18 protein-coding genes and 3 tRNA genes are annotated in these 18364 nt (G+C 61.6%); 12 read left to right on the top strand and 9 right to left on the bottom strand.

Annotation, left to right across the window (positions count from 1 at the left end; genetic code table 11):
• The first annotated feature begins 21 nt into the window (after positions 1-21).
• From pal to OIK44_RS23480, 5 genes are all read left to right on the top strand, one after another.
• Positions 22-546 (top strand): peptidoglycan-associated lipoprotein Pal, encoded by a 525-nt coding sequence (gene pal, locus OIK44_RS23500; RefSeq protein ID WP_273674404.1) that lies wholly within the window; start codon positions 22-24, stop codon positions 544-546.
• A 99-nt stretch (positions 547-645) separates the two neighbouring features.
• The gene (ybgF, locus tag OIK44_RS23495) at positions 646-1404 is read left to right on the top strand and encodes a tol-pal system protein YbgF (protein ID WP_273674402.1); all 759 of its coding nucleotides are present in this window, start codon (positions 646-648) and stop codon (positions 1402-1404) included.
• A gap of 67 nt (positions 1405-1471) precedes the next feature.
• A tRNA-Lys gene (locus OIK44_RS23490) sits at positions 1472-1547 on the top strand.
• A gap of 92 nt (positions 1548-1639) precedes the next feature.
• Positions 1640-1715: transfer RNA gene (locus tag OIK44_RS23485), tRNA-Lys, on the top strand.
• An 80-nt stretch (positions 1716-1795) separates the two neighbouring features.
• Positions 1796-1871, top strand: a tRNA-Lys gene (locus tag OIK44_RS23480).
• A gap of 165 nt (positions 1872-2036) precedes the next feature.
• Here the strand turns inward: OIK44_RS23480 and ycaC are convergent.
• Genes ycaC through OIK44_RS23465 form a run of 3 tightly spaced genes read right to left on the bottom strand, consistent with a single transcriptional unit; the run spans position 2037 to position 4296 of the window.
• A complete protein-coding gene (ycaC, locus tag OIK44_RS23475; protein WP_273674400.1) occupies positions 2037-2666 on the bottom strand; it encodes an isochorismate family cysteine hydrolase YcaC in 630 nt (209 codons plus the stop codon).
• Between the two features lie 43 nt (positions 2667-2709).
• A complete protein-coding gene (locus OIK44_RS23470; protein WP_273674399.1) occupies positions 2710-3399 on the bottom strand; it encodes an isochorismatase family protein in 690 nt (229 codons plus the stop codon).
• A 33-nt stretch (positions 3400-3432) separates the two neighbouring features.
• A complete protein-coding gene (locus OIK44_RS23465; RefSeq protein WP_273674442.1) occupies positions 3433-4296 on the bottom strand; it encodes a pirin family protein in 864 nt (287 codons plus the stop codon).
• A 106-nt stretch (positions 4297-4402) separates the two neighbouring features.
• Here OIK44_RS23465 and OIK44_RS23460 point away from each other — a divergent pair, with 106 nt between their 5' ends.
• On the top strand, positions 4403-5314 hold the full coding sequence (locus OIK44_RS23460) for a LysR family transcriptional regulator (protein WP_273674398.1): 912 nt from the start codon (positions 4403-4405) through the stop codon (positions 5312-5314).
• Positions 5315-5408: 94 nt separating this feature from the next.
• Here the strand turns inward: OIK44_RS23460 and OIK44_RS23455 are convergent, their stop codons facing one another.
• On the bottom strand, positions 5409-5885 hold the full coding sequence (locus OIK44_RS23455) for a hypothetical protein (protein WP_273674397.1): 477 nt from the start codon (positions 5883-5885) through the stop codon (positions 5409-5411).
• A 3-nt stretch (positions 5886-5888) separates the two neighbouring features.
• Positions 5889-6398, bottom strand: a complete 510-nt coding sequence (locus OIK44_RS23450) for a lysozyme (protein ID WP_273674395.1) — start codon at positions 6396-6398, stop codon at positions 5889-5891.
• A gap of 244 nt (positions 6399-6642) precedes the next feature.
• Here OIK44_RS23450 and OIK44_RS23445 point away from each other — a divergent pair, with 244 nt between their 5' ends.
• Positions 6643-7134 carry an Hcp family type VI secretion system effector gene (locus OIK44_RS23445; protein ID WP_273674440.1) on the top strand — a complete coding sequence of 164 codons (492 nt, stop codon included), beginning with the start codon at positions 6643-6645 and terminating at the stop codon, positions 7132-7134.
• 156 nt (positions 7135-7290) lie between these two features.
• Here the strand turns inward: OIK44_RS23445 and OIK44_RS23440 are convergent, their stop codons facing one another.
• Both OIK44_RS23440 and OIK44_RS23435 read right to left on the bottom strand, forming a co-directional pair.
• Positions 7291-7896 carry a TetR/AcrR family transcriptional regulator gene (locus OIK44_RS23440; RefSeq protein ID WP_273674394.1) on the bottom strand — a complete coding sequence of 202 codons (606 nt, stop codon included), beginning with the start codon at positions 7894-7896 and terminating at the stop codon, positions 7291-7293.
• Between the two features lie 5 nt (positions 7897-7901).
• A complete protein-coding gene (locus OIK44_RS23435) occupies positions 7902-8222 on the bottom strand; it encodes a cupin domain-containing protein (RefSeq protein ID WP_273674392.1) in 321 nt (106 codons plus the stop codon).
• Between the two features lie 264 nt (positions 8223-8486).
• Here OIK44_RS23435 and OIK44_RS23430 point away from each other — a divergent pair, with 264 nt between their 5' ends.
• Positions 8487-9299 (top strand): substrate-binding periplasmic protein, encoded by an 813-nt coding sequence (locus OIK44_RS23430; protein ID WP_273674391.1) that lies wholly within the window; start codon positions 8487-8489, stop codon positions 9297-9299.
• Positions 9300-9327: 28 nt separating this feature from the next.
• On the opposite strand, the gene OIK44_RS23425 is transcribed toward OIK44_RS23430, so the two are convergent.
• Entirely contained in the window at positions 9328-10899 is a 1572-nt protein-coding gene (locus OIK44_RS23425; protein WP_273674390.1) for a sensor histidine kinase, read from the bottom strand.
• Between the two features lie 271 nt (positions 10900-11170).
• Between OIK44_RS23425 and OIK44_RS23420 the strand changes: the two genes are divergently transcribed.
• From OIK44_RS23420 to OIK44_RS23405, 4 genes are all read left to right on the top strand, one after another.
• A complete protein-coding gene (locus tag OIK44_RS23420; RefSeq protein ID WP_420213886.1) occupies positions 11171-12568 on the top strand; it encodes an L-cystine transporter in 1398 nt (465 codons plus the stop codon).
• Positions 12569-12749: 181 nt separating this feature from the next.
• A complete protein-coding gene (locus OIK44_RS23415) occupies positions 12750-13922 on the top strand; it encodes a hypothetical protein (RefSeq protein ID WP_273674387.1) in 1173 nt (390 codons plus the stop codon).
• Between the two features lie 31 nt (positions 13923-13953).
• On the top strand, positions 13954-14712 hold the full coding sequence (locus tag OIK44_RS23410) for a ferritin-like domain-containing protein (RefSeq protein WP_273674386.1): 759 nt from the start codon (positions 13954-13956) through the stop codon (positions 14710-14712).
• Between the two features lie 69 nt (positions 14713-14781).
• Positions 14782-15090 (top strand): hypothetical protein, encoded by a 309-nt coding sequence (locus OIK44_RS23405; RefSeq protein ID WP_273674385.1) that lies wholly within the window; start codon positions 14782-14784, stop codon positions 15088-15090.
• Between the two features lie 69 nt (positions 15091-15159).
• Here OIK44_RS23405 and OIK44_RS23400 read toward each other — a convergent pair whose 3' ends face one another.
• Positions 15160-18363: an efflux RND transporter permease subunit gene (locus OIK44_RS23400; protein ID WP_273674384.1), complete on the bottom strand. Its 3204-nt coding sequence runs from the start codon at positions 18361-18363 to the stop codon at positions 15160-15162.
• Position 18364 lies beyond the last annotated feature (1 nt).

Genomic DNA, 18364 nt, shown 5'->3' with positions numbered 1-18364 from the left:
TACCACCAACAGGAGAAATATATGAGCAATTACAAAAGTTTAGCCCTGATCGTCGCCGCAGCAGCAGCCCTGTCGGCTTGCTCCACCCCAGTCAAACTGGCGGAAACCCCAGTCGTCGAGCGCGCACCGGAAAAAACCGTCGCGCCGGTGGACAACAGCCGCAACGTCGCCCCGGTGGAAACGGCTTCGGTCGACCCGCTGAACGACCCGCAAGGCGTGCTGGCCAAGCGCAGCGTCTACTTCGACTTCGACAGCTATGTCGTGCGCGAAGCGGAACAAGGCGTCGTCGGCAACCACTCCCAGTACCTGAACAAAAACAAGTCGCGCAAGATTCTGATCCAAGGCAACACGGATGAACGCGGCGGCGCCGAGTACAACCTGGCCCTGGGCCAGAAACGCGCCGAAGCCGTGCGCAAGTCGCTGGGCGCGCTGGGCGTGGCCGAGAGCCAGATGGAAGCCGTCTCGCTGGGCAAGGAAAAACCAAAAGCCAGCGGCAGCAACGAAGCAGCGTGGGCTGAAAACCGCCGCGCAGACATCGTTTATTAATTACCAGGCGGCCCGGTCACGGGCATAATAACGGGGCGGCGCGCAGCACACACTGCGTCCCGCCCCGTTTGCACAACCGCTCTTGAAAGCATACCGAACATGATGACACTCTCCAAAGCCGGCATCGCCGCGGCCGTGATGGCGGCGTTTGCCTACCTGCCGCTGCACGCCGGCGCCGGCCTGCTCGACGACGACGAGGCGCGCAAAGCCATCCTCGACCTGCGCGCCAAGGTCGACGGCATCACGCGCGAGCTGAACGCCCGCATCGACGGCAAGTCCGACAAGACCAGCACCCTGGACCTGCTGAACCAGCACGAACAGACGATGCAGGAAATCGCCCGGCTGCGCGGCCAGGTCGAAGTGCTGGCCAACGAGCTGTCGAACACGCAAAAGCGCCAGAAAGACTTCTACGTCGACCTCGACGCCCGCCTGCGCAAGCTGGAGCCGCGCCAGGTCACCATCGACGGCAAGGACGCGGCCGTCGGCGTCGCCGAGCAGGGCGCCTACGACGCCGCGCTGCAACAGTTCAAGGCGGGCGACTACAAGGCGGCGGCCGGCGCGCTGGACGCCTTCGTCAAGCGCTACCCGGAATCGGGCTACGCGGCCAACGCCCAATACTGGCTGGGCAACGCCCACTACGCCATGCGCGACTGCAAGAGCGCGATCGCGGCCCAGCAAGTGGTCGTCAAGGCTTACCCGGACAGCCCGAAGGCGGCCGACGCGATGCTCAACATCGCCAGTTGCTACACCGAGCTCAAAGACAAGGCCAACGCGAAGAAAACCCTGGACGCGCTGGTGGCGCACTACCCGGACTCCAGCGCGGCGCAAACGGCCAAGGAACGCCTGCCGAAAAAGTAAGGCGGCGGAAAAAGTGCGGCGCGGCATTTGACAGGATGCCGGCCTGCCCCTATAATCTTTCTTCTTCGGGTCGTTAGCTCAGCTGGTAGAGCAGCGGACTTTTAATCCGTTGGTCGCAGGTTCGAATCCCGCACGGCCTACCACGAATACGGCAGTACAAGAAACCTGGTTGCAGACTTCGGTTTGTAACCATTTTTTTACTGCGAAGATTTACTGTTGTTGTTTTAGCTTTTTCGGGTCGTTAGCTCAGCTGGTAGAGCAGCGGACTTTTAATCCGTTGGTCGCAGGTTCGAATCCCGCACGGCCTACCACGAATAAAGTTGTGAAGAACAAGGGTTGCATGCTACTAGCGTGCGGCCCTTTTTCCTTCCAAGTAGCACCGTTTCACCTTGGGTCGTTAGCTCAGCTGGTAGAGCAGCGGACTTTTAATCCGTTGGTCGCAGGTTCGAATCCCGCACGGCCTACCAAGAATTTAGCAATACAGATCAGGGCTACCCGCTTCGGCGCGTAGCCCTTTTTTGCGCCCCTATATGAAAAATATTCCCCGACCAGGGAATATTTTTTACGGCGCCGATGGAGCGCTCCTGGGGGCAGGATGAAGAACAGGGAGGACGCGGCCTCCCTCTTGTTACTTAGCGGGCACCTTTCACCGTGGTGTATGCGGTGATCAGATTGCGGTAGTCGGGAATATGGTTGGAGAACAGCGTTCCCAGACCCTCGACGTCATTACGCCAGTCGCGGTGCAGTTCGCAGGCCGCACCGAACCAAGTCATCAGCTGCGCGCCCGCTTCGGTCATGCGGCTCCAGGCCGAATGGCGCGTGACTTCGTTGAATGTGCCCGAGGCGTCGGTAATGACAAAGACTTCGTACCCTTCTGCCAGGGCCGATAGCGCGGGAAACGCCACACAAACCTCGGTGACCACGCCTGCGATAATCAGCTGCTTCTTGCCGGTGGCCTTGACGGCCGCCGCGAAGTCCTCGTTATCCCATGCGTTGATCTGGCCTGGACGCGGAATGAATGGCGCATCCGGGAATATCTGTTTCAGTTCCGGTACGAGCGGACCATTAGGACCATCCTCAAAGCTTGTGGTGAGGATCGTCGGCAGCTTGAAGTATTTCGCAAGGTCCGCCAGTGCCAGCACATTGTTCTTGAACTTGTCCAGATCGATATCGCGAACCAGTGAAAGCAATCCTGCCTGATGGTCGACCAACAGGACTGCCGCATTGTCCTTGTCCAGTCGGACGTATGGCTTTTTATTCATCTCAATCTCCATTTGCCGGCAGCGGGCCGGCGGCCGGCAGCACTCAGACGCGCTGCGAATCAAGAATCTCGCTGTTCCTCGCTACATCCTGAGCTTTGCCATAGCTCTCAATCAGGAGCGCATACTCAGGGAATATTTGGGTATAAACCTCAGCCCATTGCAGCGCGTCATCGCGGTGCCAAGTGCGCTGGATCTCGGACGCCACCGCTGCGGTATCCATCGGCACAACACCTGCCTGCACCACGCGAGCCAAGGTGATCTCCTGCGCCATCTTCGAATATGTTCCCGACGCATCTACCACTGCAAAGACTTTGTAGCCTGCATGCGCCGCGCTGATGGCCGGGAAAGCCATGCAAACACTGGTAATCGTGCCGGCGATAATTAGCGTATTGCGGCCGGTAGCTTTGACCGCTTCGACGAAGTCATGGTTGTCCCAAGCATTGATCTCGCCTTTGCGCGCTACATATGTGGCATGCGGCGCGTTCTCGTGAATCTCCGGAATCAGAGGACCGTTCGGTCCTTGCGGCACTGACGCGGTAGTGATGACCGGCATTTTTGCCAGCGTGGCCATCTTCGCCAATGCGGCAGCGTGCGCGCGCAACTTCGGCATGGGCATGTCGTTAACGGTCTGGAACAGGCCGCTTTGATGATCGATCAACAGCATCACCGCATCATCGGGGTCGATGACGGGACGGGAGCCGTTAAAGTTGGCAATGTTTTGAGTCAGTGACATCTCATTCTCCTGGTTTTGAACTAGCAAAGTTAGTCAGGCGGCAATACGCCCGAATCGGCCACTTTCGAGATCTTCGAAAGCCTGGCTAATTTCGGCCTGTGTGTTCATCACAAAAGGCCCGTGTCCGGCGATAGGTTCATCAATCGCTTCGCCGCCAAGAAACAGCAGCACGGCATCGGTATCAGCCGTGAGCTCCAATTCATCGCCGCTTCGGTCCAGATGCGCCATTTGTGCCTGGTGCAGCACCTGAGCATTGACCTGCACTACGCCATGCAGCACCACCAGCGCAGCGGTGTGCCCAACGGGCAGGCGAAGGCTGGTGCGGCCACCTTGTTCAAGCCGAATGTCCCACACATTGATGGGCGTGTGCGTACTGGCTGGTCCCTTGTGGCCATCGAATTCGCCCGCGATCACTCGCACCCGCCCCGCTCCGTCGGACAAAGGGATGCTGGGGATCTGCGCATCCAGCAACGACTGGTAACCTGGCCGGCTCATTTTGTCGCTCGCGGGCAGATTGACCCAAAGCTGCACCATCTCCAGCTGGCCGCCACGCCGGGTGAACTCTTCAGAATGAAACTCCTCATGCAGGATGCCGGAAGCTGCCGTCATCCATTGCACGTCGCCAGGGCCGATCACACCGCCTGAACCGGTCGAATCGCGATGTTCGACTTCGCCGTCATAAACAATCGTGACTGTCTCAAAGCCACGATGCGGATGCACGCCAACGCCACGACGCTGCTCGGATGGTTCGAAACGTACCGGCCCAGCGTAATCCAGCAGCAGGAAAGGGCTTAACTGCGCACCGAGGCTGCTGTAGCTGAATAGCGAACGTACCGGAAAGCCGTTGCCAACCCAGTGGGGGCGGGGCGCCGTATAAATGCCTTGAATCTTCTTCAACATTTGCTTCTCCTTACCTGGTAAGTTTGGTATAGAGAAGCATAGCGAGGGAACAACGAGGCCGGTAGTGTGCAATAATCGCCCAAAGCGTTCCATGGGTAGAACAATGAATCGGCTTGACCTGAACGACCTGTATTACTTCGCCCAAGTGGTTGAGCATGGCGGCTTTGCCTCGGCCGGCAGGGCACTGGGTATTCCGAAGTCCAAGCTCAGCCGCCGCATTGCAAAGCTGGAAGAGCGCCTGGGCACCAAACTGCTTTTGCGGACTACGCGAAGTTTCGGCGTCACCGAGGCGGGACGCGGTTATCACATGCATTGCAGGGCCATGCTGACCGAAGCCGAGGCCGCGGAAGAGTCTATCGCCCTGACCCATTCAGAACCACGAGGCGTGATTCGCATGACTTGCCCTGTGGCCCTGCTATCGACCCGAGTGGGCGAAATGGTCGCCGACTTCATGGCGCTACATCCTCGGGTTGAGCTGCATCTCGAAGAAACCAATCGAAAGGTGGATCTGGTGGCAGAAGGTATCGACCTGGCCATCCGCGTGCGTCCGCCGCCACTGGAGGACAGCGATTTGGTGATGCGCGTACTTTCAGATCGCGGGCAGTGTCTGGTCGCCAGTCCAGATTTGCTCAGAAAGTTTGGGATACCGGCAGGGCCTACCGATCTCTCCCGCTTGCCAAGCATGGACTTGGGACAACCTCAAGATGATCATCGCTGGCTCTTGACTGGTCCTGGCGATATGCACGCGGAAGTAAAACATCAGCCGCGCTATGTCACGCGGTCCATGCTGGCGCTGCGAGCTGCTGCAGTCGCCGGTGTAGGGATTGTCCAACTGCCGCGCATGATGATGACCGAGCAATTCGAACACAATGAGCTCGTTCAAGTATTGGCAGACTGGACGCCACGGCGAGAGATCATCCATGCAGTCTTTGCATCTCGTCGTGGTCAGTTGCCAGCTGTACGACTTCTGATTGACTTTCTTGTCGGGAAATTCGACAACCTGGTCGAGGACTGAATACGATTGGATGACGCTGACGCACTCCAAGTTGTAGCAGTCGCGATCTGATCTGACAGTTACCCGGTTTGAAGCACGCGACTAAACAGTTAGCCTAGCGGGCTTTTAATCCGTCGGTCGCAGGTTCGAATCCCGCACGACCTATTTTCGCATTCAGGAAGAAGCCTTTCCAGAAAAAGACGATGTGTCGCTTATCCTTAATGTAGACGAAACTGATTGGTGACGGTGCCAGACAATCAATAGTAATTTCCGTCACAGGATCAGGCAGGCGTAATTTTCTTGGGTCGAGTTTGTACTCTCGCCGAAAAAAAACAGCCGTGCCATAGCTAGCCTGCTTAAACTTTGGCTTATCGCATATTTCATCTGAAAATCGCACTGACTCGGCCGTGACGATGAAATCGGTGCCAGTCAACTTGTCCGCATCGTCACTGGAAAGTGATGTGGTTTCTTGGGCATCAGCTGTCCCTGTTACCACCCAACGCCCAAACAGGGCTGAACGTGCCCCATCGCCTGCCAAGCATGAGGCACTGACAAGACCCAGAATAACCGCTGAGATCCATTTGCGCGCCATAAACTATTGCCCTTCCAAAAATGGGGCACTTTCTTCTACCCGTCGCTGCACCAAGCCCGGCATCAAAACGCGGCGACCACGCTGAGTTGAATACGTGTTGCTCATAATTAAACGCCCAGCACCTCGCAAATCACCGCGATCAACACGCTGAAACGTGTCATGTGCTCCACGAGCACCAGTGTTGTACGAATAGCTCACCAAAGCGTCAAATTGCGCTTGTGTCAGTGCCTGATTGGTGACGTTTCGCCGGACGGCATGCTCAGCCTCACGGATCGCATTTGCAAACGAGGATTCGATCTGAGCACTCGTCAGCGGCCTGCCCAACTCTTCCGCAGTGCAGGGGCCACGATGTACCAAGATGCCGATACCGTAACTACAATGTCCACGGTTGCCGTGACCGTCATTGTAATAGCCACGAACGACGCCTTCGCGTTGAGTTCGCATTCGGCGACGGGCCTCGGGACTGAGCGACAGCGTTGCATTGGGATTCGTTTGAACAGCAGAAGTGGCCATAAATTCCTCCTGGCTGGTGGGGGCGGTACTGGGCATTACCTATGGAAGCTCAACACTAGCAGCGAAGCATCTGAGCAGCGATGATCTCACGCAAGACTCAACTTGTCCTGCTGCACTTAGCAGGGATGCCGCACACTGGACCTTCCTAAATTCCTGGTTGACCCACCCCAATATTCCCAGAGAAATTCGCGTCAATAATGGAACTTATGGCCTGCAACGTGCAGAAGTCACTATCGGAGGCGACATGGCAATAGACGTCTATCTTCAGATCGACGGCATCAAAGGTGAATCAGCCGATGACGGTCACAAGGACTGGATCGAATGCAAAAGTGCGACTTGGTCAGTCGCACAACCAAAATCAGCAACAGCATCGACTAGCGGCGGACACACGGCTGAGCGTTGCCAGCATGGCGAGGTCGTCATTACAAAAATCGCCGACCTTGCGTCACCGATATTGCTACAAAATTGTTCGATGGGGCGCACAATCCCGAAGGCAAAATTGGAATTCATGCGTGCTGACGGTAATGGTACGCGGGTCAAGTATTTCGAAATTGAACTGGAAAATGTACTCATCGGTGGCGTATGCCCTTCCATCCACGAAGGTGAGTTGCTCTCTGAACACGTGGGCCTCAAGTATTCGAAAGCCAAGTGGAAATACACTCAACAGCGAATCGCGGGCGGCGTCTGCGGGAACACGGCCGGGGGCTGGGATCTTGCATCAAATCGGATCTGTTAGTGCAAGAGTGGAAGCCCCCAGCGTTATGACTAAAATGTAGTAGTCGCGATCCGATCTCACAGTTACCCGGTTTGCAGCACGCGACTTCCAGTTTGCTGTCGATTCCGTCCTCTTAGGGTCAACTGCTTACTAACACCCTTTCCATATCTAGCGAACTCATGGCGACTCAGCCACACCGATTACCAGTTTCAGGAAATTAGCGGCCCTTTCGCGAAAAGCCTCAGATGGATTTTCGTCCGCCAGGGAAATAACCGTCACGCCCTCAAGAGAAGAAAAAATAATCTCCGCCATGTTCCGCTCGGAAATCGCTGCTCTTGAGTTGGCGCCATACTGTGCCTCTCTCAGCACGTTTTCGAGCCAATCAATATTCTGCTTGGCAAACAATTTGAGCTCTTCAGCACAAAAATCCTCTTTGTAAGTAGATTCATTCATCATCGCCAGGTACATGCACGGGCGCCTTCCATCGCTCAGCATTTCAGCGAACAGCTCTACATACCCATACAGCCTATCGGCCAATAGCACCTTCTCTTCAATGAGGCGCAAGCGAATCATTTGATTCTCGCGATATTGGAGCAGCGCTTGTTGAGCCAGCACCTCCTTTGAAGGAAAATGGTGATAAAGGCTAGGAGCCTTGATATTCAAGTTGTCCGCTATTTGCCGCATTCCCAGCCCATTAAATCCATGACTTTGAAACAGGCGAATAGCGGCATCCAAGATTGATTCACGCGTGAGCGTCGAACTGTTTTTAGATGCTGCCGCCATAATGACTACTCCGCATTCTTATCGTTTTTGTGATGCGCCACGAACACCACCGAATCTTCCAGCGCAAGAACTTCGTGCTCCTCGATACCTTGAACTTGCAGCACATCGCCAGCCCGCATTTCATCGTGATTAAATCGGAGTGCGCCTGACAAAACAATGATCTGCTCCCACATTCCATGATGAGCATGTTTGGGGAAACCCGCCCCTGCCTGGAACTTGGCGAAGTAACCGCCACCACCGTCTTTGCCCTCCCATGTCTGGCAGGTTTGCACCCCAGGGATTCCCGCATTAGACCAATTACGCTCATCTTTCCGGACCAAAATCATGATGAAGACTCCTAGAAGTTGAAATAGAAATTCATTCTAACTAACGTTCGTTAGGATGTCAATCCAACGCCCGCCCTTCTCCCAGTCGCCGGAAAAGACGCGCAAGGGCTTCAGCCTCGCCACATCGATATGGCGGGGGCGTTGGCAGGCCCCGTTTGGCCTATACTAGCGACAACATCCCCTTCTTTCAGCCCTTCCGGCAAGGATGGCTGTGTAGTGGTGCAATCAGATGCCATTCCAACTAGCGGAAGCGAAAGGATAGCGATGCGATGCATATTCTTGACAGCCTGGCTGACGCTGGCGCCGGGCATGCTCGCCGCCCTGCCGGCACAGGCGCAAACGCCCGCCGCGCTGGTCGGCGGCACAATCGGCATCTGCGACGACGCCGCCGAATGGCCGCCCTATATCTACTACCGCCGCGAGGCCGGGGGCAAAACCGCCGAGGTGCGGGGCAATTCCCTGGACGTGGTGGCGGCCATTTTCGCGCGCCACGGCATCCGCCATACCATCCGGCTGCTACCGTGGAAGCGCTGCCTGCAGGAGCTGGCCAGCGGCACGCAGTACCAGATGCTGCTCAGCGCCAGCAGCAACCCCGAGCGCCTCGCCGCCTACCACCTGTCGCTCCCCTACTACCAAACCCATTACCATTACTTTTATTCGCGCCGCACCCACCCGAACGGCCTGGACGTGCGCCGCCAAGCCGACTTGAACCGCTACACCCTGGGCGGCATCTACGGCTACGCCTACTCCCTGCTGGGTGAAGTCAACAAGGAAGCGATGACGCGCACCGGCAACTATGTGTCGCTGGTCAAGATGCTGCACCTGGGCCGCATCGAGGTCTTCGCCGAGGACATCGAGGTGATAGAGGGCATGTCCAGGCTGGGCGCCTACGACTTCGCCAACGACCCGGAACTCGGCCACGCGCCCCTGCCCGGCGTGAGCGCCAACGCCTTTCACATGATGTTCACCAAGGCCAGCCCGGTCGGCGCGGCCTTGAAGGAGTTGATCGACCGCGAGCTGCTGCTGATGGAAAAATCCGGCCAGTTGCAAAAATTACTGGATGCGCCGCTGCCTTAGCGCTGGGGACAGACCACGATTTTCAAGTTCAAGCCTTGATGCTGGGCGCGCTGACGGGCAGCGTGACGAGCACCGTCGTGCCCCGCTCCGGCTCGCTGCTGACGGCGATGCTGCCGCCTAGTATGCGCACGATGATGCCCTGCACGATATTCATGCCCAGCCCGGTGCCGCCGCGCCCCATCTTGGTGGTGAAGAAGGGGTCGAAGATTTTCTTGCACACGTCCTCGCTCATGCCGCAGCCATCGTCGCGCACCGTCAGCGTCAGTTGCTGGGCCTCGGCGCGGGCGATGACGACGGCGACGACGCCGCCCTCGGGCCGCTCCGCATAGCCGTGCAGCACGGCGTTCATGATCAGGTTGCTCAACACCTGGCCGTAGGGGCCGGGAAAGCTGTCGCAGTACAGCCCGGGCGCCGCCGTCAGCGCGACGCTGCAGTTGGCGCGCCGCAGGGCCGGACTGAGCAGGGTCAGCACTTCGTTGCTGACGCTGGCTAGATCGAAGCTGCGGCGCTGGTTGCTGGTCTGGTCCACCGCCACTTGCTTGAAATCGTGGACGATGGCGGCGGCGCGGTCCAGGTTGCGCAGCAGGATGTCGAAGCCGCTGTCGGCGCGGTCGAGCAAATTCAGCAGCGTGCTGCGGCGCAGCTTGCCGGCAAGGTCCTCGGCGCGCAATTCCTTGTGCAGGTCGGCGATGGTGCACGCCACCGTCAGCGCGTTGCCCAGCGGCGTGTTCAACTCGTGGGCGACGCCGGCCACGACGCGCCCCAGCGAGGCCAGCTTTTCCACCTGGATGATTTCCTCCTGCGCCCGGCTGAGGGTGGCCAGCGCCTCTTCCAGCGAGCGGGTGCGGTTGGCCACGCGCTGTTCCAGGTGCTCATTGGCGTCGCCCAGTTCGACGTTGCGCTGTTCGACCTTGCCGAACAGGTCCAGCAGCGACTTGCGCGTTTCATCGAGACTGTGGGCGAGCGCGCCCAGTTCGTCGTCGCGCACGGCGACGATGGGCACGTCGAGCCGGCCCGCCGACAGGTGGCGCGAGGCGGCCAGCAGGCGCGCCACCGGCCGGGCGAAGCGCCAGTGCATGACGGCGAGGATGAAGAGCAGCGAGCCGAGCATGGTCAGCAACCCGGCGCGCAGGTATTGCTTGGCCACCGCGTCCTGCCGCACCTGGTAGCCGGCCGTCGACATCTGGATGTTCAGCCGCCCCAGCACGGCGCCGCCGCGCACGATGTCGCGTTCGAGCACGAGCAGATGGCTTTGTTCCGGATGCGACCGGCTGCGCGAGGCGAAGGGCACGCCCTTGTTGTCGACGGCGGTGATGCTTTGCACGGCCGGGTTGACGAAGGCCGCCTCGATGATGGAGTCGGCCTGCTCCGGTTCGTAGCGCCAGATCGGCTCGCGCAGCGCCAGCGCCGTCAGGGCCGCCAGGCGCTCCAGTTCGACGCGGATTTCGGCCGTGTAGTCGTCGCGCAGGCGCAACGCGGCCTCGGCGTAGACCAGCGCCGAGGCCAGCGCAATGCCGACCACGACCGTGAGTCCGATGACGACGCGCAGCGAAAGTGTCGAGGGGGCGCGGGGCGGAACCGCGCCGGCGGGCATGCGCATGGAGGAGCATCCTGAGTACGTTTGCTACAGAATACAACAGAATGGCTGAGGTCGAAGCGCCGACTTGCGGCCGGCGCGACGGCAGGGGCAACGCAGCCGGGGGCGGCACATATGTATATAAGGAAATATTCCTAAGCGCTTTTGCCGCGCCGCCGGCACTTTCCTGTACAGTGGCTGACCGGCGGCCGCTGTGGCAAGCGGCAAGCCTGGTTAAAATATAACGCATTCGTAAAGCAACCTCCCCCTAAAAAAACCAACACAAGGGCTATCAATGGCAATGAGCATCCTGATCAACCTGGCCGTCGCGCTGGCCGCCTGCGCCTTCCTGTACCGCCAGCAAAGCCGCCACGCCTCGTTCACCGTGCGCGTCTTCACCGCGCTGGGCCTGGGCATCGTCCTCGGCGCCGCGCTGCAGGCCCTGTTCGGCGCCGACTCGCCCGTCGTCGCCGGCACCAACGGCTACCTCGACATCATCGGCACCGGCTACGTCAAGCTGCTGCAAATGATCATCATGCCGCTGATTATGGTGTCCATCGTCGCCGCCATCCTCAAGCTGAAAGACGCCAACTCGCTCGGCAAGATCAGCGCGCTGACCATCGGCACGCTGATGGCGACGACGCTGGTGGCCGCCGCCATCGGCATCCTGATGGCCAAGCTGTTCGACCTGAGCGCCATCGGCCTGACGTCCAGCGCCGCCGAAGTGGCGCGCGGCCAGTATCTGCAGGGCACGCTGGCCAGCGCCAAGGCGATTTCGCTGCCGAGCATGCTGATCAGCTTCATCCCGTCCAATCCCTTCCTCGACATGACGGGCGCGCGCAAGACCTCGACCATCGCCGTGGTGGTCTTCTCCATCTTCATCGGCATCTCCGCCACCGGCATCGCCGGCAAGAAGCCGGAGTTGTTCGCCTCGTTCGAGCAATTCGTCAAGGTCGCCCACGCCATCGTCATGCGCATGGTCACGCTGGTGCTGCGCCTGACCCCCTACGGCGTCTTCGCGCTGATGGTGCAGGTGGTGTCGAGCTCCAGCTACGCCGACATCCTCAAACTGATCAGCTTCGTGCTGGCCTCGTACAGCGCGCTGCTGCTGATGTTCGGCGTGCACCTGGGCCTGATCGCCGGCGCCGGCCTGAACCCGCTGCGCTACCTCAAGAAAATCTTCCCCGTGCTGGCCTTCGCGTTCACCTCGCGCACCAGCGCCGGCTCGATACCGATGAGCGTGCAAACCCAGACCCAGCGCCTGGGCACGCCGGAGGGCATCGCCAACTTCGCCGCCTCGTTCGGCTCGACCATCGGGCAGAACGGCTGCGCCGGCATCTACCCGGCCATGCTGGCCGTGATGATCGCCCCCACCGTCGGCGTCGACCCGTTCACCGTCGCCTTCATCGTGCCGCTGCTGCTGATCGTCATGATCGGCTCGGTCGGCGTGGCCGGCGTCGGCGGCGGCGCCACCTTCGCCGCGCTGATCGTACTGTCGGCGATGGACTTGCCGGTCGCGCTGGCCGGCCTGCTGATCTCGATCGAACCGCTGATCGACATGGGCCGCACCGCGCTCAACGTCAGCGGCTCGATCACCGCCGGCACGCTCACCAGCCGCGTGCTGGGCGAAACCGACCTGGCCGTCTTTAACAGCGACGCCGAAGTCAACCTGGACGAAGTCGAAGCGGCCTAAGCACCGCAGGCACAGCAGGGGACAGACCACGATTTCCAAGGAATATTTTCAAGAAAATATTCCTTGGAAATCGTGGTCTGTCCCCATGCATCAGCCATATTTTGCCTAGCCCCGAACCGGCGCGCCGATCGCCAGTCTAAATTTTGCACATGCCAGCCATGACAAAACGGGGAGGAGCGCTATGGCTTTCAATTTATACGACGCGAAAGGTTGCGCGCTGGACCGGCAACGTTTCACTTGGCGCGAGTTGGTGCAAAAACCGATCAGCAAACTCGACGACGACGCCTTCACGCGCGTGCGCGTCATCTTGATGAATGGCGTCGAAACGGAGGCGATCCGCTTCCAGCACATGGCCGCGCGCATGAACGCCGAGCTGCGCCTGCCGCTGGCCCAGGTGCGCCGCGCCGAGCAGCACCAGGCGACGGCCGTCAACTGGCTGCTCGGCGCCGACCATTCGCCGCTGGAAACGACCATCGCCTACGAGCAGCTGGCCATCGAGGTGACGGCCGCCGTCGCCCAGCGCGAGCCGGACCCCTACCTGGCCCAGGTCTACCGCTTCGGCCTGCTGGAAGACTTCGACCACCTGTACCGCTATTCGGCGCTGCTGGACCGGCTCGAAGGCAAGGACGCCAATAATATTTTGCAAAGCTACACGGACATCTTGCCCGGCCGCCCGACGCTGCTGGAGCACCGCGCGCCGCAGGACGATTTACGCCTCCCCTACGAGCGCGCGACGGCGCTGCCGCTGACCAAGCTGCATGCGCTGACCATCGGCGCCGCCAAGTTCCAGACCCACGACTACTATATGACCGTGGGGCCGCAGTTTTCCGACCCGGTGGCGCGCCAGTTGTACGCGGAAATCGCCTCGGTCGAGGAACAGCATGTGACGCAGTACGCGTCCATCCTCGATCCCTCCGAAAGCTGGCTGGAGCAGTGGCTGCTGCACGAGGCCAACGAAGTCTATAACTATTACAACTGCCTGCAGCAGGAAACCAACCACCACGTCAAGGCCATCTGGGAGCGCTTCCTCGACTACGAGCTGGGCCACTTTCACTTCGTCAGCGAGCTGTTCAAGCGGCACGAGCGGCGCGACCCGACGGACATCCTGCCGGCCGGCCTGCCCGAGCCGGTCGAGTTCAAAAGCCACCGCGAGTTTGTGCGCCAGGTGCTGACGCAGGAAGTCGACCTGCGCGCCATGGGCACGCAATTCGTCGACAAGCCGCGGGAAGGCGCCGCCTCGCGCGCCTACCGCGAACAAATGAACCGTGACGGCTCGCCCAGCGAGTCGGTGGCCGCCGGCTACGCCTGGGTGCCGGGCACGGAATTGAACCGCACCGTGATCGCCGTCGACTGACGGCCAGCGGCCCCACTGGAAGGACACCACGATGACACAGCCAGAACACATCGGCCTGAACCGCACCGGCATCCACATGTCGCCGCTCGACAGCCGCGCCATGCAGGACTACGAGGGCGGCACGCCCGACGTCTTCTTCGACGACGCCGGCATCGCCAATCTGCGCAACGGCTATATCCTCGACGCCGACCTGCTCGGCTCGGTGCCGCTGCCCGTCACGCTGAAGGGCGCGGCCAAGGCCGGCGCCGCCGCGCTCAGGGGCGAACGCCCGCACATCCTGCTCGACAAGCTGGGCGAGCGCCTGGCCTTCGAGCGCACCGGCACGCGCCTGTACGACGCCCTCATCACCAAGTGCGAGGCGACGCTGGACGGCTCGCTGAGCATGAGCATCGACGACTTGCAGGAAATCCGCGACGACGAGGCGCGCCACTTCCTGACGGTGGCCCAGGCCATCGAGGCGCTGGGCGGCGACGCCACCTCGCAAACCCCCAGCGCCGACCTGGTCGGGGTGGAGTCGATGGGCCTGGTGCAAGTGGTTAACGATCCGCGCACGACGATCGCCCAGTCGCTGCACGCGCTGCTGACGGCCGAACTGGCCGACCAGGTCGGCTGGGAATCGCTGATCGCGCTGGCCGAGGAGCAGGAGCAATTCGACATGGTCAGCGACTTCACCATCGCCCTCGACGAGGAGCGCGGCCACTTGCTGATGGTGCAGAGCTGGTACGAGGAGGCCATCGGCATTATGGGCGGGCGCGACGGCGACGACGATCTGGTGGAACTGCCGCTCTGAGCGGGCGCCGGTTGAACTTTTACCCGGCTGGCAAGCCTAACAGTTACCCACTTAAAGAAAGGAAGGATCATGATTGCATTGTCGAAAACCTCCAAGATCATCTTGACTGCGGCCGTGCTGGGCGCCATCCTGGGCGGTTGCCGCAAGCCGGCCGACCAGACGGGCGCAGCCGGCACCGGGGCCACGACCGGCGGCAGCACCTCGGGCAGCAGCGGCACCAGCGGCGCCACCGGCACCAGCCCGGGCACGACAACGCCGGACACGAGCACACCAAGCACGGCGCCGGGCACGAGCACCACCCCGGGGGCCACGCCGCCCGACACCACCACGCCCGCCACCCCGACACCGCCGGCTCCGGGCACGAGCACGGGCAGCTAAACGACAGCAAACCAAAAAAAAGAGCCTTCAGTCAGTTGAAGGCTCTTTTGTGCTGCGCCGGCGCCCGCGTCAGCGCGCCGCCACCCGTCCCCGTCCGGCGGCGAATTTCAGCAGTTTTACCAGCACGCGGAACACCAGGCGCACAAACACCAGCGTCAGCAGGGCCTCGACCAAGGTCATCACGAAGGCCGGCGCCGCCGTCCAGCGCGCGGCGCGGCGGCGGAACTTGGCGCGCGCGCCGTCGCGGGCGATTTCTATGCTGTCGTAGAAAGTCGGCACCACCAGCAAGGTCAGGATCGTCGACGTGATCGTGCCGCCGATGATGGCGATCGCCAGCGGCCGGTAGAACTCGCCGCCCTCGCCCAGCCCCAGCGCGACGGGGAACATGCCGGCGATCAGGGCGAACGTCGTCATCAGGATGGGCCGCAGGCGCATGCGGCCCGCGTACATCAGCGCGTCCTCGCGGCCGTAGCCCTCGGCCTCGCGCTTGCGCGCCGCGTCCAGCAGCAGGATGGCGTTCTTCGCCACCAGGCCCATCAGCATGATGATGCCGATGAAGCTCATCAGGTTCAGCGTGTTATTCGTCAGCATCAGCGCCAGCACGACGCCGATCAGGCTCAGCGGCAGCGACAGCATCACCGCCACCGGCGCCGTGAACGAGCCGAACTGCATCACCAGGATCAGGTACATCAGGCCGATGCCCATCACCAGCGCCGTGAACATTTCGCCGAACAATTCCTGCTGGTCCTGGCCGGCGCCGCCCAGCGCCAGGCCGTAGCCGGGCGGGAAGTCGATCGCCTTCGCCAGTTTCATGGCGTCGGCCGTCACCTCGCCGTTCGAGCGCCCCTGCGCGTTGGCCGACACGCTGACGGTGCGCTTGCCGTTCTTGTGCTCGATCGACGACGGCCCCTTGCCCATCGTGATCGCGGCGATCTGGTCCAGCGGCACCATCTGGTTCGTGCCGCTGACGGCGATCGGCAGGCGCTCGATGTTTTCCGCGCTGACCCGGTCGTCCGGGTGCAGGCGCACGGCCACGTCGCGCGACTCGCCCGTCGGGTCGACCCAGTCGCCCACCTCGACGCCGGCGAAGGCCACGCGCAGCGACTGCGCCGCGTCGTTGACGGAAATGCCCATCGAGTTCGCCAGGCCGCGGTTGAGTTCGATCTGCAACTCGTTCTTCGCGTCCTGCTCGGACAGGCCGACGTCGACGGCACCCGGCACCTGGCGCAGCTTTTCCATATACGCGGCGGTGATCTCGATGAGCTTGCGCGAATCGGGGCCGGTGAATTCCACCTGGATGGGCTTGCGGGCGCCGCCGTTCAAATCGTCGAGCACGACGTACTCGGCGCCGACCAGGCGGGTCATCTTCTCGCGCAGCTCGACGGCCACCATCTTGGCGGAACGGGGGCGCGTGTTGCGCTTGCCGATGTCGACGTAGATGCTGCCGCCGCTGGCGCTGATGCGGCTGTTGGTTTCCTTCGTTTCCGGCAGCGTGCGGGCCAGCTCGGCGGCCTTTTCCATTTTCAGGCGCGCATATTCGAGGCTGCTCGACGCCGGCGTGCGCACGTCGATCAGCAGGAAGCCCTGGTCGGAGGCCGGCAGGAAGCTGGAGCCGCCCTTGAAGTGGTGCAGCGCCAAGGCGCCGACCAGGCTGCCCAGCGCGATCACGGCCATCCAGCGGCGGTGGTGCAGCGCCCAGGCGATGACGCGGCCGTAGCGGTCGGCCTGGTGGTCGAACCAGTCGTTGAAGCGGGCCAGCACGCGGCTCAGGCCGGATTTCGGCGCCGTGTGGTGGTCGGCCGGGTCGCCCCAGTAGGCCGACAGCATCGGGTCGAGCGTGAATGAGATGGCCAGGCTGACCAGCACCGAACACGTCACCGTCAGCGCGAACGGCCGGAACCATTCGCCCGACACGCCCGGCATGAAGGCCACGGGGATGAAGACGGCGATGATGGAGAAGGTCGTCGCCGCCACGGCCATGCCGATCTCGGCCGTGCCTTCCAGGGCGGCCTTGCGCCGGTCCGAGCCCATCTGCATGTGCCGCACGATGTTTTCGCGCACGACGATGGCGTCGTCGATCAGCACGCCGATGGCCAGCGACAGGCCGAGCAGCGTCATGAAGTTCAGCGTGAAGCCGCACAGCCAGACGGCGATGAAGGCGGCGATGACGGAGGTGGGCAGGCTCAGCGCCGTGATCAGCGTCGAGCGCCACGAGTTCAGGAAGGCGTAGACGACGAAGATGGTCAGCACGGCGCCGAAGACGAGCGACTCGATGACGTTGTTCAGGCTGTGCTGGGCCTCCTCGCCGCCGTCGCGGGTGATGTCGAGCGTGGTGCCCTTGGGCAGGGTCTTGCGGATTTCCTCGACGGCGGCGCGCAGCCGGGTGGCGACGCTGACGGCGCTGGCGTCGCGCGTGCGGGTGACGGAAATGCCGACGTTCGGCTTGCCGCTGCGGATGCTCACGCTGTTCATTTCGGCGAAGCCGTCGGCGATCGTCGCCACCTGGGCCAGGCGGACGATTTCCTCGCCGCTGCGCTTGATGACGACTTGCTCGAACTCGGCCGGCGTCTCGATGCGGCCGACCAGGCGTATGCTTTTCTCGTCGAGCTGGCCGCGCACCTTGCCGACCGGCGCGTTGGTGTTCTGGTTGCGCAGGGCCTGCACGACCTCGCCCACCGAGACATTGTATTCGCGCAGCTTCTCGGCGCGCAGCAGCACGCTCAGCTCGCGCTTCAGGGAACCGCCGACGTTGACGACGGAGACGCCGTCGACGGCGCGGAATTTATCGGCCAGCACGTCCTCGGCGTAGCGGGAAATCTCCGCGTGGCTCTGGCTCGACGACGACAGCGCCATTTGCAGCACCGGCTGGGCCGCCGGGTCGATGCGCCGCAGGATAGGTTCGCGCATCTCGACGGGCAGCTTGTAGCGCACCGCGCCGATGGCGTTGCGGATCTCGTCGGAAGCCTCGATCAAGTTCTTCTTGAAGCTGAACTCGATCTCGATGACGGCCGCGCCCTCGTTCGCGTCGCTGCCGACGCGGGTGACGCCGCTGATGCTCTGCAGCGATTTTTCCAGGCGGTTGACGATTTCCCGCTCGACCGTCTCGGGCGAGGCGCCCGGATACGGAATGCTGACGACGATGGTGGGAATCTCCACGTCCGGGTTCTGGTTGACGCGCAGCTTCTTGAGCGCCAGCAGGCCCAGGCACATCATCGCGACGATCAGCACGATCGTCGCGATCGGCTTCTTGATGCTGAAATCGGAAAGGAACATG

The organism is Janthinobacterium fluminis, from assembly GCF_028595325.1.
Classification (GTDB): domain Bacteria; phylum Pseudomonadota; class Gammaproteobacteria; order Burkholderiales; family Burkholderiaceae_D; genus Janthinobacterium; species Janthinobacterium fluminis.
This window is presented reverse-complemented; position numbering and strand designations above follow the sequence as displayed.